Origin of the sequence: Saccharicrinis aurantiacus, assembly GCF_001660705.2 — a bacterium.
GTDB classification, from domain to species: domain Bacteria; phylum Bacteroidota; class Bacteroidia; order Bacteroidales; family Marinilabiliaceae; genus Saccharicrinis; species Saccharicrinis aurantiacus.
This window is the reverse complement of sequence record NZ_LYBV02000028.1, coordinates 30,966-46,171: the sequence shown is the minus strand read 5'-3', so window position 1 is coordinate 46,171 and position 15,206 is coordinate 30,966. Positions and strand designations below refer to the sequence as shown.

At 33.1% G+C, this 15,206-nt stretch carries 11 protein-coding genes; 9 read left to right on the top strand and 2 right to left on the bottom strand.

The features are described 5' to 3' along the window. Window positions 1–298 precede the first annotated feature (298 nt). From A8B35_RS12890 to A8B35_RS23360, 8 genes are all read left to right on the top strand, one after another. Window positions 299–1,777, top strand: a complete 1,479-nt coding sequence (locus A8B35_RS12890) for a MutS-related protein (protein ID WP_068473192.1) — start codon at window positions 299–301, stop codon at window positions 1,775–1,777. A gap of 31 nt (window positions 1,778–1,808) precedes the next feature. Then, window positions 1,809–2,750, top strand: a complete 942-nt coding sequence (locus tag A8B35_RS12885; RefSeq protein ID WP_075603156.1) for a hypothetical protein — start codon at window positions 1,809–1,811, stop codon at window positions 2,748–2,750. Beyond that, window positions 2,744–3,415 (top strand): ATP-binding cassette domain-containing protein, encoded by a 672-nt coding sequence (locus A8B35_RS12880; protein ID WP_068473186.1) that lies wholly within the window; start codon window positions 2,744–2,746, stop codon window positions 3,413–3,415. Before A8B35_RS12885 ends, A8B35_RS12880 begins: the two co-directional genes overlap by 7 nt. 294 nt (window positions 3,416–3,709) lie before the next feature. Next, window positions 3,710–3,835, top strand: a complete 126-nt coding sequence (locus A8B35_RS23765) for a hypothetical protein (protein ID WP_262506917.1) — start codon at window positions 3,710–3,712, stop codon at window positions 3,833–3,835. 759 nt (window positions 3,836–4,594) lie between these two features. Next, on the top strand, window positions 4,595–5,320 hold the full coding sequence (locus A8B35_RS12875) for a CPBP family glutamic-type intramembrane protease (protein ID WP_068473183.1): 726 nt from the start codon (window positions 4,595–4,597) through the stop codon (window positions 5,318–5,320). A gap of 55 nt (window positions 5,321–5,375) precedes the next feature. Beyond that, complete coding sequence (locus A8B35_RS12870) at window positions 5,376–7,262, top strand: carboxypeptidase-like regulatory domain-containing protein (protein WP_068473180.1); 1,887 nt, start codon at window positions 5,376–5,378, stop codon at window positions 7,260–7,262. Between the two features lie 289 nt (window positions 7,263–7,551). Further along, window positions 7,552–9,090, top strand: coding sequence for a glycoside hydrolase family protein (locus tag A8B35_RS12865; RefSeq protein ID WP_068473176.1), 1,539 nt, complete (start codon window positions 7,552–7,554; stop codon window positions 9,088–9,090). Between the two features lie 773 nt (window positions 9,091–9,863). Continuing rightward, the gene (locus tag A8B35_RS23360; RefSeq protein ID WP_171973207.1) at window positions 9,864–10,040 is read left to right on the top strand and encodes a hypothetical protein; all 177 of its coding nucleotides are present in this window, start codon (window positions 9,864–9,866) and stop codon (window positions 10,038–10,040) included. A 77-nt stretch (window positions 10,041–10,117) separates the two neighbouring features. Here the strand turns inward: A8B35_RS23360 and A8B35_RS12855 are convergent, their stop codons facing one another. Further along, window positions 10,118–11,155, bottom strand: a complete 1,038-nt coding sequence (locus A8B35_RS12855) for an NAD(P)/FAD-dependent oxidoreductase (RefSeq protein WP_068473169.1) — start codon at window positions 11,153–11,155, stop codon at window positions 10,118–10,120. A gap of 166 nt (window positions 11,156–11,321) precedes the next feature. After that, window positions 11,322–11,675, bottom strand: coding sequence for a hypothetical protein (locus A8B35_RS12850; protein ID WP_068473166.1), 354 nt, complete (start codon window positions 11,673–11,675; stop codon window positions 11,322–11,324). Window positions 11,676–11,872: 197 nt separating this feature from the next. Between A8B35_RS12850 and A8B35_RS12845 the strand changes: the two genes are divergently transcribed. Further along, window positions 11,873–15,148 carry a UvrD-helicase domain-containing protein gene (locus A8B35_RS12845; RefSeq protein ID WP_068473163.1) on the top strand — a complete coding sequence of 1,092 codons (3,276 nt, stop codon included), beginning with the start codon at window positions 11,873–11,875 and terminating at the stop codon, window positions 15,146–15,148. Window positions 15,149–15,206 lie beyond the last annotated feature (58 nt).

Sequence of the window (15,206 nt, the reverse complement as noted above, 5' to 3'; positions counted from 1 at the left end):
AACGAGGAGAAATTATCCATCCACAACATAATGACTAGCAATTATAATTACAATACCGTTATGCTCAAATTAAGAAGCCAATTAATAAAAGGTAAATACAAACCATTTAATCATTAGATACACCTTACAATAACCTCTAAACACCATTCACTTGAGGCAATATTAATCATTCGAAACCAGAAATAACTTATACATATTACCATTAATTTCATTAGAAATCGAGACTAAGACATTAACTCCAATAATAATCTCCGAAAATTGAAAATCGTACACAATAACCATCTTTTACTCACATAATATGCTAAACGATCATACAAACTCTAAACTCTTCAATTATTCAAAACCTCTCAGCAACTTTGAAACTGATATAAATAACGATTTAAATATTGAAGAAGTATTCGCCAAAATAAATAAAACACAATCGGCTTACGGCGCTCAGTTCTTATACAATTACCTGCTTACTACCAATTACTTTATTGATACAGGTATGATTGAGGAAGATCAGCGTAAGATTGAAAATCTGAGAACGCCAAAGCTCGATAACTTATTACAGAAAGCCAATACCTATAGAGATTCACATGTAATTGATTTATTACACGCCAAACTCGAACTCCCCAAATGGATTAAAATATTGGCCATAGTACCAATATTATTATACGCTATTGGATTTGTAGGCATACTCCAGAATAACCTATTAATTTTAAGCATCCCCGCTGCACTTTGCTGCAATACTATCATATATATTTGGAGTAAAAGGGAACTATTATATCATATGTTTGGCCTCTCGGCACTTCGAAAGTTTATTAAAATAGCCAAACATATCCATCAAATAAAATCAGATCTAAAAGGTATTAAATCTGATAGCGCACCGAATTTAAGTATTTCAACAGCACTATTCTTTCAAGATTTTAATAATTCTGCAGGCAAAGAACCCATTACAGGAACCATAATTGAAACGCTTAAACTAATTACAAATATCGAGTTCTATTCGTATTGGTATTGCATCAGCAAAATACAAGACAACAACAAATTATTGTTAGATCAATACAATTACATAGGCTACATCGATATGCTTCTATCCCTTTCCTCTATTGAGGAATGTTACAATACATGTAAACCACAATTTACTGATAAAAGTAAAATTGATTTAAAAGATGCCTATCTTCCTTTAATAGAAAACTGCGTTACCAACTCTATTTATTCCGAGAATGGTAGAGTATTGATTACGGGGGCTAACATGAGTGGCAAAACCATTTTCTTGAAACAATTGGCTATTAATATCTACCTAGCACAGAAGCTAAACCTTTGCTTTGCCACGCACGCTATTGTACCTAAAGTACCTGTTTATTCATACATTAGCATTTCGGATAGTTTAGCTGAGGGAGAAAGCTATTACTCAAGCGAACTAAATAGAATTAAACACATTATTGCTAGTTGTAAAAAGAAACCTGGCTTAGTTATTATAGATGAAATTTTTAAAGGCACCAACCGTAACGAACAGGTTGCCATGGGATGCAGTGTATTAAAACACTTAAGCAAAACTGCTGCAAACACATTTGCCTCAACCCACGATATTAAATTGGTTAATTTGCTGAATGATTTTGAGAATTACTATTTTGAGATGAAGTACGATAGCAACAATTACTTTTTCGATTACAAAATACAAAAGGGAAATTTAATGCCTAAAAATGCCATTAAACTTGCTGAGATACATAAACTTGATAAAGAAATTGTTAGCGATGCCAATAAACTTTATACAGAATTGAGTATGCAATAAACAGCCACAACAACATAACTACTCTAATAAAATGCTCACTTTTATAAAACACACCTACAAACTATACTTCAATTTACTAATTCGTTTTATAATTGATTTAGGAATAAGGTATACGCTTATTACCTTATTGATTGCTTGCGTGGGTGTAAGTGTATTATTCGCCACAGAAAATGTAATTATTGCTGCTCTGTTAAACTTCTTATTAGTAGCCCTTGTTTTAAGCTCTCGAAAAGACAAGCCCTTTTTAGCTTTACAATCTAAATACGCGAGTATCATCATTGGCATAGATTGTATTTTATTAAGCACCCCCATAATTGTACGTTTATTAATTGAGGGAAAACTAATGCATTTAGCAGTCTATATAGCATTGTTAAGTGTGCTATTTTTAACAGCACCACATATTGATAAAACTTCCGTCTTAAATTTTCCCTTAAAAAGAATAAGCCAACTTAACCTTATTATTAAATCAAATATTAGAAAGAATTCTGTAGTAATGGCAAGTTTAATGGCACTATTACATTTCTCAGTATTTTTCGATAGCGAGCATCATATTCAGGTTTACATATACCAAGTATTGCTTTTATTTGTATGCCTACTACCTAGCGAAGCGGATAATAGTTGGCACATCAAAATGTTTGGTTCACCCAAAAACATATTATTAAAAAGGCTGAAAGATTTAAGTATAACATTTACTATAATTGGTATTGCATGCATTGTGCCTTTTATCCTTAGTAATACACTCAGTTTTTATATAATTATTTCCTTATCAGGATTACTCTCCATCAATATAAATAGCATTACATCAACACTTTTTGCCTCCAATAAACTACTTACAATTATTACACATTTAGTTAGTGTAAGCTGCATTTTCATGAGTTTCAAACTGCCTTATACTTTAATATTTCAGCTCATTGTATTAACTGCACTAAGCTTTTACACATACAACGCACTTAAAAGTAGATACCAATGGTAGAGATTAATAAACTATCGAAAAAGTACAACAACTGCGCTGTATTCGATAACTTTTCGCACAGCTTTAGCAAGGGTATTAACGGCATAATAGGAAAAAATGGAGCTGGCAAATCCACTTTGTTTAACTGCATTTTTGGCACCGAAAAATATGAAGGAATAATAAATAGATCTTCATCCATTTCTTATTTGCCCTCTAACTTATATTTCTACCCGCGCATTAGGGGCATTGAGTATATTGAGTTTATATGTGGCGCAAAAAAACAAAAGGTAGATTACACCAAATTAGAGCACTTAAATTCCTTTTTAAAGTTGCCACTAAAAAAATATGCGGCCAATTATTCTACTGGTATGAAACAAAAGCTCGCTTTACTTAGCTTCTATCTATCCAGTGCTGATATATTACTCTTAGACGAACCCTTTAATGGATTAGATATTGAAGCGCAACACATTTGTTCAGAACTAATGTTTCTATTAAAGAAACAATACGACACCATAATTATATCATCTCACATTACATCGCAACTTACCAATACATGCGACAAAATATTCTACCTCAATAATAGTGTCATTTCAAATTCATATCAGAAAAATAATTTCCATTTAATTGAGGATGATATCAACGCGTCGTTTACTGAAATTACAGATCATATTAAAAACTATTTATAAGAACTTAAATCAATAATTTTACCCAACTAAATATCAACCAAGAGCAATGAATTACGACAAACTAACAACTCTCCTACTCTTAATACTACCCTTTTGTTTATCTGCCCAGAGCATTCAAGGACACATTACAAACAATGAAACAAAACTAGATACCCCTTTTATTATCTATTAGTTAACCATAAGATTATTTCCAACATTGTCCATTCTTATGGACAGATAATATATTATTATCGCAAAGCTTTAAAATTTGGCCAAAATAGTAAAGCACTATTATTAATATTTAATCTTAAGAAAATGCAAAATTTAAATGATTTAAACGTAACAGAAATCAAATCTAATGAATTAACACTTATTGATGGAGGGTCTGCCCCAGCTTGGGTTCATAAGATAGTAGATGCTGTATGGGATTACTTTGCATAAAATGACAACTTAACAAAAGCGACTTCCTCTATCGAGTTAGTCGTTTTTTATGATAAGTATTATAGAAAAATGAACTAAACTTGAAGAAATAAACGCAAAGAAGTTAGCTGTAGGCAAATATTACATATTGTATGTGGTAAAGAGCCTTAGATTATATAATTGAAAAACTAACGAGGGTTGGATTTCTAATTAATGTCTAATATTATATCACATATTGCCTAATTACTTTTAGAATACTCTACTTCAAGCAAGTAAACTTAAAAGATATAATAATACTGTACTAGTTTTTCTCACTCAAGCCTTGCAATCTCTTACATTTTTCTATAGTAAGAAAGGGAATTTACTTGAAGGCATAGACAGGTCTAAAAGGCCGTCAACAGCACCCATATTTAAAAAATAGGTTTAATGTCTGGAATTGCCTAAAAACACATATTTTCGAACTTATAAAGTTCCCTTACTGTCATTTTAAAGCTATCTTTTCGCTCTCTATCTAATGCCTTTACTTGGCATTAAACAGACAGAACTATGAATGTAAATATTTAGGATTGAATTGTATGAAAACATGAAGCTAATTTGACATAACAATATACCTCTAATGACTTTTAACAAGGTGCAAGCTATACTATAATTTAACGTTCTTTAAAATTAAGGTCAAAACAAAAGGGATGATTTACAACAAGCTAACTACACTTCTCTTTCTCCTCTAACCTTTTATAATAGCTAAAGGAATACTCAAATATCCATAAGAAATATAAACTCATGATCAAAGAATTGACCAATTATATAGTATCACCTCATCATTATATAGCAAAATACACAAAACCATTGCTTGTTATTAAGTGGATTCTATTTTTGCTATTAGTAGACATTGCAATCACATATCTAATCGGAATTAGCTTTGAAAAAACAGGATTAAGCCAAGATATATTCGGTCATTCACAAAACTCCAATGAATCAAATTTTCTCCTATTTCAAATTATTATATTAGGAGTTGCAGAGGAAATAATATTCAGAGCACCTTTAAAGTATAGCACCTATACGCCTCCGCTATTGCTGTGCTTAATACTAATTTTTTCACTAACATTTTTACGACACTTTTTAGGAATGGAACATGTCCTTGCAAAAGTCTCCGCTATAGTTATTACTTTGATTGTTTCAACGTTATTCTATTTTGCTTATAAAAATCATAAATTTAATGATCTGCTAAAATCTTTTTGGACTAAAAATTTTAAATATATTTTCTTCACAAGTGCGATTCTATTCTCATTAGTTCACGCCATAGAGTTCGAAATAAATTCAGTTTTCGTTTTCATTATGGCCACCACATTCTCTTCAGTTCAGTTTTTAGGCGCTTTAATATTCAGTTTCGCTAGAATGAAAATTGGTTTATGGGCATCAATAGTAATACATATACTGTCCAATCTTGGAATTGATTACGTATGGAACCTAGGTGAATATTTATTAGAAGCAATAAGTAGTCTTTAACTTTACAAACCAATTCACTCACATTAATTACTTAACACAACCATTTATCTTAAAAATGCAATTCAATAAACTAGCCACACTTCTCTTTCTACTCCTACCCTTTTGTTTATCTGCCCAAACCATTGAAGGGCGTATCTCAAATAAGGAAACCAAAGAGGCCATTCCCTTTGTTAATGTAAGCCTAAAAGGAACCTATAACGGAACGGTATCGGATAGTAATGGCGATTATAAAATTAATATCCCTAGCAAAAAAACTTATACCCTATGTTTTAGCTGCATTGGTTACGAAACCATAGAAATTGAGCAAGAACAGCTCTTAAAGCAGCCAAACATTGCCTTGCAAGCATCCTTTACCAACATTGGCGAGGTTGTGGTAATGCCCGATAGTACATTGCGTAGTTTTTTACGCAAGGCTTATAAAAAGATACCCGATAATTACCCATCAGAACCTAGCTCCTATGAAATTTTCTATCGCGAAGGATTAAAGGATAGCAATGCCAATTATTTGCGATTAACCGAGATATTGGGCACTGCCTATAAATCATCATACAAAAATAATCAGGATGGCACCATTGAGGTGCACCAATCGCGCAAGTACAACAATACTAAAAGAGCTAAAGAGTTTAAACTGGTTTATTATGGGGGCATCCATTTAACGCATTCGTCAGATGATGTAAAAGCACGCACTGACTTTTTAAAGCCGCACAATAGTTACAACTACGAGCTAATTGGCATTGATAAATACAATGGTAGAGATGTATACATTATAGGATTTACGCCTAAACCCAATAGAATCAAAAAGAACTACGGTCGCTTTTATATTGATGCACAAACATTGGCTTACATAAAAATAGAGACACATTCTACCAATTATCGAGAAAAGAAACGTTATACTCAAAGACCTGGTTACAAGTGTCTGGGCATCGAATCTACCATTAATTATACCATAAAAGATTCCGTTGCTTATTTTCAATCAATACACCATGAAGAATCTGTAAAGAGAAATAATGATTCAATTTACACCACATTTGCCGATGCAGTGGTGAGTTCAGTACAAGTAAACATTGCTCAAAAAATCAAATACGATCAACAAGTACCCATTTCATACATTCCGAGCGTTGAAGCAACAAACTATGCAAATAGCGACTGGAAAAATTACGCGACACTGGCTGATGTGATAAAACTAGATACTCTACAAACAAGTTCTGTTTTTAATGCTCCTGCTCCAAAACCAACATTTACTAGTATAGTAGTAAGCGTATTGCAACGTTTTGAATTTTCAGCAGGAATTAGTTACTCAGCTTACCAAAAACAAAAAGGCTTACATCAGTTAAGCTACAATAATTTGCAATTTGAAAATCAAATTAACAACTCTGCTGGCAGCATACTATTCGCTACATCTATTCTTCTGAAACTAACAAAATACCATGGAATTACCTACGATGATGTTTCCAACTTTGGCAGTGATAAAAATAAACTTGTAAACAACTATAGCCTGTGCTACAATTATAGGCTACCTGTTAAAACAATAGGCAAAAATATTTTTATTGATACTCAGCTAGGATATAGCTGGCTCAACTATGGTCAATATATAGGTAAAAGTAAAATAGTGGAGGATTTTAAGTTCGGAGGCAAATCCTTTAATTCAAATGATGTAAAAGCTTACACGGGTTTAAAACAAAATGGATACCAAGCCAATATTAGTGTACTATTTCAAGTAACAAACATACTTTACTTCACTGTTGGTGGAGGATATTTTTCACCCAACAAAACAGAAGAAACACTATACCTTAAAGAAGCAAATGTATTTTTTAAAACAACAGCTAATGAACCATTAAACAATGCCAATATCGAGTACACAATAAACAACAACGCAAGTATCAAAAGTGGTGTTATTAATAATAATTGGCAAGTTTATATGCGCATAGCCATCGTATTATAATTGAAAGGCACAGCACCTCATTTTTCAAATCGCTTCACATCAACTTCATTTGGTATATCAACTGAATTCAGGATGCTATCCACCAACACTGAAGAAAAATATCAAAGTAAAGACATCCCTTTTTAACTTTGCTGCTAAATAATAAACATCAATTCCTGCTTGTTAAGCAACAACACCAACCTCTTTGTACGCAGTATTATACAAAATAAACGCAGAGATAAATTCTCAAACACCTATCATCTTATTTTCATACTATTAAACACTTATTAAAAATTTAAAACAATTGAAAATGAAAATCATCTACAAGAGTCTTTACTTAACTTTAGTGGCTATTTTAGCCTTATCTTGTTCTAACGAATTAGAACACCCCGATCAAGAAGAAAGTATTTACGAATTAAAAGCCACATCAGTACCTACTATTTACAACAATGGTCATTTTTATAAAGGTCCGTCAGCCAATATAAACAAGGTAACATTTAGCGGCAGTACAAGTGCTGAACTTAATAACCTCATTAACACAAAAAGCCGGAGTGGTGGCGCAATTATTACCATCACCAAAGGCACCTATAAATGGAACAACATACAACTAAAATCAAACATACACCTGCAAATAGATAAGGATGTAATTATTAAGCCTGAAACGAACTCTACAAGCCGTATTTTTAACCTAGGAGGTAATAGTACAAATAATGGACGTATTGAGAACGTAAGCATCGTTGGCAATGGTGGTCGATTTACCGTTGATATATCAAATGCTAACTTTACAAATAAGAACATTACAATAGTTAAATTAGGTAGAGTAGACAACTTTAAACTCAACAACTTTACGATTATAGATAGAAGATCTTCAGTGGCATCTATTGTTTTGGCATACATTGGCGGTACCGACGAAATAAAACCATGGGCGTCAAACGGAGTAATCCAAAATATTAACCAAACCAATTCGCACACCGGTTATGGACTGATACAATGTTATGGTGGCGATAATATTTTATTTAAAGGCCTGAGCTGTCGAGGTGGAGTTACATTAAGATGTGAAACAGATGATAGGACCATGAAAAATGAAATTAAAAACGGTGAAAAGAAAGGCGGTATCAGTAATATATTTGCCTACAATATTAAATGTACTTCAGGAATTGCACCACTTATGTTTTCGCCGCATTTTACCACTAATGGAAAAGTTACAATGCAAAAAATAGAGGCTACGGGATGTGCTTTTGCTGTGAGAATTGAGCATGGTTTTATAGAGTTATTTGACGAGGATAATACCTATAGCACAAATAACCAAAGCAATGGAAATTTATTTAAAAACTTTATTGAAAGTCAGTTTAACTTACCTTCTGGAGTGAAGGCAACTACGGGCAGTGCATACAAACGCAACAATGGAACACAGTGGGCCATTAGATTATCGGCGGCAGCCATTAATGCAAACAGAAATACATATGTTAAGAAACAGTTAGGTAACTTAATAGCAGGTCAGTTTTCTAACTCAAACATTACTGATATTACAGCCACTTACAAAAACAATAACGGAGCTAAAATTAAACAATCTCAATTAAAATACATCCCCTCTAACCAGTGGACAAAAATTAAAAATCCAACTACCTCCTTAGGTATGTTTAATGGATTCGAATACCATGGCCCATCCGTAGCATTAAGTATTGATGCCACCAACGGAACTTCAAAAGATGGCAATTATATTATCAGACTAAATAATCAGAAATTTAATAATTTTCCATCGTCACACATACAAAATATTAAGTACAATACGGCAGCGTTATCTAATAACAATCCTAATACAATTAACACTTACAATGCTTCATTTTAATGGGGTGTTAAATGTCTAAAATTGAATTTTATTAACCAACTTAATCCTTACCGCAAAGGCACAAAGAACCCTATTTAGTATAGGTTCTTTGTGCCTTTTCTGTATAGTATACTATCATGAAATAACATTGCGTAATGTATATTACATTTAGTTTTTCTTTGTAAAGAATAAATTCTGGCATAGCTAGCAATTGTAATCAATAAAAAATAATCTATTTATATAGAACTTATATTATTACTTCGTTAATCAAAAAGTAATCCCAAGACAATATCCATCAATAATCTTTCTATTTTTTCTCTTCTGAAAACTACTCAAGCTGCATTCTAAATACGTTTTCTAGTTCAAGTACTGTGATCTACAATTAACTGGAAGCAACTGTAAATAACCCTAATAATTTACTTTTAACTACTAATTTTCACTCCACCAACTTGCTATTACACATAAAAGTTATATTTTTATATACTGATAATTAAAATATTAACTAAAAATCTTTAACGATACCTGTTTTTTTTGCAGTGTTACGACTAGCGCAAACTACTATTACGCACATGAACACAATGCTTAAAACATCAAGAAGCTAAAAAAATATGAGAGTCAAACCAATACCCAAAACCTTAAAAATTATTCCCTTTTAATTGATAGTAATTAATTATACTCTGAAGATAACTTCAATTAATAGTTTAAAAACTGTAGTTGAAGCAATCTAATAGGTTGCTATACTTTAATAATAACTAACCCTAAAAGAAATGATTAAAACAATAAAAATAATTACCATGATACTTGCAGCAATAGGATTATCCCTCATGGTATATGGAATATTTATCACCCCAAACGATAATTTTATAATTTATGGTTTAATAGTAACTCCAATATCTGGGGTAATAATTGCTATTATTAATAGACGAATCTATAAGCATCGATTAAAACGCTCTCACTATGGCGCTCAATAATTATTCTAGTCCAAAATTGTAGTAGGAGTATTTAGCAAGTAATAATATTGATGAAAAGTTTTAGATATAATCGTAAGTTATTTCTCAAATCGCTTCACATCAACTTCATTTGGCACATTAGCTAAATTCAAGATACTATCCACCATAAGGGCAGAAAAATAAGGAGCGAGCATAACCCCTTTAGCTCCTAATCCATTGAAAATTGCTACTGACCTAAAGTGTTTATTATATCCTAAAATAGGTCTGCGGTCTTTTACTGTTGGGCGCACTCCTGCATGCTGATTTACCACTTTGTAAGGAACATCAATAATCTTCTCCAGCTTCAGCTTGAGTTCTTCCAAGGCTTCATTTGTGTTTCGTTCACTTAAATCTTGCCAATTATAAGTGGCGCCAACTTTAAAATAATGATTACCTACCGGGAGCACAAACATGTTTTTGTTTAGTATTTTATCTTGAGGCAATCCTTCAGAATAAATAGTCAACAACTCCCCTTTTACAGGCTTCATCATCTCTAAATCGAAAAACGGATTATCCGTAACTCCCACGCCCTCGCAAAACACCACCTTGGTATATTCTTTCCCTTTCCAGATGCAACTATTGGCACTTGCTACAAAATCATCGTAATTAATAGTAGCCTCTATAAAACAATCTAAAGCTTTCCATTTTTGTTGCAAGGTATCCAACATTACATTTAAATCAACGTAACCGCCTTTATTTACTATACCCGAACCATAAAAAGGTTTTAAGCCCCTCTCACTTATTGCATCACTCGGATCAGCCAAATAAGATGTAAGCGAATTATCCTCACTAATCTTATTCGTCCAAAAATCAAATTCCTCCTGACTAAGCAACTTCGATATGGCTACATTGTAATAGAATTCACTTTGCAAATCGCGCTCCAACTCCTTATAAAAGGTATGCATAAGAGGCAAACACTCCTCCACTGCCCAACTTTTGTTCAGCCGGCGAAATACAATCGGATTAATCATTCCTGCCGCTACCCTGCTTGCCGTTGGCTTATTGCCACTAACAATGGTAAAGTCAACCCCTTTTTTATACAACTGATACGCTAGTGTGGCACCCGCTAAACCATGCCCTACAATTAATATGCTCATGCTTCATTCTATTTGAGTTGTTAAAACAAGCCTAGTGCAAATTGGTTCTTCAGTTGAGCAAATACTGCAGTAGTAATGGCATTAAAAACAGAAAAGCCGTAACTACAAATATGCGGTTACGGCCATCCCGATCTCTAAAACTATTATTGAAGTTGTTTAATAATCCTTACTTTATGTCTTTCATCTCTTTTTGCATGCGCGTAAAAAACGGTTTTAATTCAGCATTGGTTTTACCCGTAATCTCACACATCGTCTGCTTAAAATCAGCATTTATCTTATTTAACTTCGGCTTAAACTCTTCTTGGTTCAAATCGCCATTTTTCTTCGCCTTATAAATGGCTTGCAATTCTGATACGTATTCCGACCGTTCTTTGGTTAAGGTCTTCTTTTGCTTTTTATCTAAATCAAATTCCTCAACTGCAGCTTTAATAAAGTACTCCGACTTTTTTTCTGCAGGCGATTGTGCAAAAGACACCATAAATAATGTTGCTAATACTAAACTTGCTAAAATTCTTCTCATATCTCCTCCTATTAGTATGTATTAATAATCTGTATACAAATAAACAAGCTTTATCAATAATGCAATTGCTCATTTTTATCTTCCAATAGCAGTATTTTATCCAATAATTGCTGATCACATGATATTGATATCGGGATAAACCTTTCAATATTTTTAAGATTGCCAATTAATCCTCATTTTAGCAAAAAATTAACTGCATGTCTGAATTAAAAATATACAAAGCTTCCGCTGGATCGGGAAAAACTTACACACTAACCAAAGAGTACCTTTTTCTATTATATGCCGAGCCAAGCAATTACAGACAAACATTAGCAGTTACCTTTACAAACAAGGCTACGGCCGAAATGAAGCATCGTATCCTTGAAAAGTTATTTCAAATTGCCAGTAAAAAATCAAACGATTATGTGGATGATTTGTGTAGTACATTTAAGCTTTCTGAAACAGATGTTAGAAAAAGAGCACGTATTTACTTAAGTCACCTGCTACACGATTTTTCTAACTTTTCGGTAAGTACCATTGATAGTTTTTTTCAACGAATAATAAGATCCTTTGCTCGTGAAGCAGGCTTAGATAGCAGCTTTAAAATTGAACTGAATACCAACAAAATATTACAAAAAGCCATTGATCACCTATTAATGAAGGTGGATTTGCCCGAGAATAAAAAACTCAAAGAATGGCTGATTCTGTTTGCCGAGCAAAAACTAAACCTTGGTAAGCACTGGAGTTTAAAAACCGACCTTAATAAATTGGGTGCCGAACTGTTTAACGAGATTGTACAATTCAACAATCAATCTATTCATAATTTATACGATGACTCGGATACTTTGGCCAATTACCTAAAAAGCATCAACGCCATTATTAAGGATTTTGAGGATAAAATTAAAACCATTGGAAATGAGAGCTGTGATGCGATAAAGAAAATCGGGCTAGAGTTTGAAGATTTCTATTATAAAGGAGCCGGCACAAGTAAGTACTTTGATAAGCTGAGGAATTTAACTGATATCACGCCTGATAAAAACAAAAGAGTGCTCACCTTAATTGACGAGCCTACTAAATGGGGACGCAAGGACAACTCAGCACAAACGGCTAGCCAAATAGAAGAAATATATCCGCTTCTCAATAAAAACCTTAAGCAGGCGCTACATATTATTGAGCAAGATCATGAGAAATACATCACCGCTCTTTTAATAAAACAGAACTATTTTGCACTGGGCATTATTAATCAAATATCTGAAGAGATAAAGCAAATATGCCGAGACGAGAGTTTATTTTTAATTGCTGATGCTTCTAACTTTTTAAATAAAATAATTGATCAAAACGACACGCCTTTTATTTATGAGAAGATTGGCACACACATCAATAATTACATGATTGATGAGTTTCAGGATACCTCTAAATTACAATGGAATAACTTTAAACCACTCATTGAACACTCGCTTTCTACGGCTAACAAAAGCCTTATTGTAGGCGATGTAAAGCAGTCGATATATCGTTGGCGTAATTCCGATTGGAATCTTCTGAACAGCGAAATAATGCACGACTTTGATTACAACTTAAATACCCTAGATTACAATTACAGAAGTGCCGAAAATGTAATTAAGTTTAACAACACTATTTTTTCACACGGCGTTATATTTCTTCAAAATGCCTTTAATACGGTATTCGAAAGCAAGCTAAATACCGAGGAACCTTATGCCGATGATTTAAAGCAAAAAATTATAAATGCCTACTCAAGCGTTCATCAGCACATTGGTGCTAGCAACCTCGATAGTGGCGGAAATGTACAAGTAAATTTTATTGCCAAAAAGGAAGAGGAGAATTACACTGAGCAGATGCTTCCGCGATTAACGGAGGCCATTTTTAATGCCAAAGAAAATGGTTTTGATTACAAAGACATTTGTATTCTGGTACGTAAAAAAGGAGAAGGTGAGATTGTTACCAAAAGTTTACTCTCTGGAGAATACGCACCAAACGGAGAACCCATCCCTGTAATCTCCAACGAATCTTTGTTCTTATCATCATCCAGTGCCATTCGTTTTATTGTAGCGCAAGTAAAATATTTACAAAACACCGATAATAAAATTATACGTTCAGAAATTATACTTCTGAAAAACTTACTATTTAATGATAGTAATGAATTGCAACAGGAGATTGGGCAATTTTTGAATGATAGTGACGATCAAGATAGCTGGATTGACACACTTTTAACACAAAAACAAAAACCCCTATTAGAATTAGTTGAATATTTAGTAAACCAATTACCAACTGCGGTTAAAACTGAGCAAGGAACCTTTTTACAGGCTTTTATCAATTGTACCAATCAATTTATTGCAGATGCATATCCGAATATTAGTGCCTTTATTGAATGGTGGGATGACAAAGGTATTTCCGAATCTGTTGCCATTCCCGAGGAGCAAGATGCCATAAAAGTAATGACGATTCACAAGTCTAAAGGGCTTGAATTTGAGGTTGTGCTTCTTCCCTTTTGTAATTGGCCCTTAGATGCCGAAATAAAGTCAGGTACAATTTGGTGTGCTCCAAAAACGGAACCATTCAATAACATCAAACTGCTTCCGCTTAACTACACCTCAAAATTGCAAGATTCAATTTTTAAACAAGAGTACTTTACTGAGCTTCTTTATCAATATGTTGATAGTATTAATATGCTTTATGTGGCATTTACCAGAGCCTGTAAATCTCTAATTACCTTCAGCAATAAGCCTACAGACACAGCATTTAAGAAGGGACTTAATTCAATTGCTGATTTACTCTACTTCACCATTAATAACTCAAGCGCTTTGCATACTGAGGATGATGAAAAAGTGGCTCTTAATGAATATTTTGATACAGAAAGCATCGCTTTTAATTATGGCGAACTAAAAATGCAAGCTTCATCGAACCATACAGAAAGTGAAATTACTACCCAGAAACTAGAGCCCTTTAACAACCGTTTATTAGAGGATGGTGAAATAAGCATCAAAAGAAATGGCGATCAATATTTTAACACCGATGGAACAACTAGTAAAGTAGATTACGGAAAAATAATGCACTCCGCTTTTGAATATATCCAAACCAAAGAAGACATTAGTTTTGCCTTGGATAAGTTAGTATTTGAAGGAAAAATAAACCATACTGAAAAGCAGAATTTAACTGTAGAAATTGAAAACCTCTTAAATAAAGCGGAAGTATCTGAATGGTTTAATGGCGCTAACGAAATAAAAAACGAAGTAGATATCTTAGCTAAAAATAGTACCGCTCGTCCGGATAGAGTAGTTATTGTAAAAGACAAAACATACGTAATTGATTATAAGTTTGGTGAACTAGAAGATGCATCCCACACAAAACAAGTACTGTTTTACATACAACAGCTCAACAAAATGGGCTATAAAAATGTAATAGGCTACATTTGGTACATTAGTCTGGATAAAATTACGGAGGTAAAGAATGAAGCGACACAAGGTTCTTTATTTTAACTGAATAACGACAATGAAATTATTAAAAAATAAACAGCTATAAATATTTCATTTACAA

Excerpts from the sequence above, each read along its gene's own strand:
- A8B35_RS12890 (WP_068473192.1), top strand. The coding sequence starts at position 299 with ATGCTAAACGATCATACAAACTCTAAACTCTTCAATTATTCAAAACCT.
- A8B35_RS12885 (WP_075603156.1), top strand. The coding sequence starts at position 1,809 with ATGCTCACTTTTATAAAACACACCTACAAACTATACTTCAATTTACTA.
- A8B35_RS12880 (WP_068473186.1), top strand. The coding sequence starts at position 2,744 with ATGGTAGAGATTAATAAACTATCGAAAAAGTACAACAACTGCGCTGTA.
- A8B35_RS23765 (WP_262506917.1), top strand. The coding sequence starts at position 3,710 with ATGCAAAATTTAAATGATTTAAACGTAACAGAAATCAAATCTAATGAA.
- A8B35_RS12875 (WP_068473183.1), top strand. The coding sequence starts at position 4,595 with ATGATCAAAGAATTGACCAATTATATAGTATCACCTCATCATTATATA.
- A8B35_RS12870 (WP_068473180.1), top strand. The coding sequence starts at position 5,376 with ATGCAATTCAATAAACTAGCCACACTTCTCTTTCTACTCCTACCCTTT.
- A8B35_RS12865 (WP_068473176.1), top strand. The coding sequence starts at position 7,552 with ATGAAAATCATCTACAAGAGTCTTTACTTAACTTTAGTGGCTATTTTA.
- A8B35_RS23360 (WP_171973207.1), top strand. The coding sequence starts at position 9,864 with ATGATACTTGCAGCAATAGGATTATCCCTCATGGTATATGGAATATTT.
- A8B35_RS12855 (WP_068473169.1), bottom strand. The coding sequence starts at position 11,155 with ATGAGCATATTAATTGTAGGGCATGGTTTAGCGGGTGCCACACTAGCG.
- A8B35_RS12850 (WP_068473166.1), bottom strand. The coding sequence starts at position 11,675 with ATGAGAAGAATTTTAGCAAGTTTAGTATTAGCAACATTATTTATGGTG.
- A8B35_RS12845 (WP_068473163.1), top strand. The coding sequence starts at position 11,873 with ATGTCTGAATTAAAAATATACAAAGCTTCCGCTGGATCGGGAAAAACT.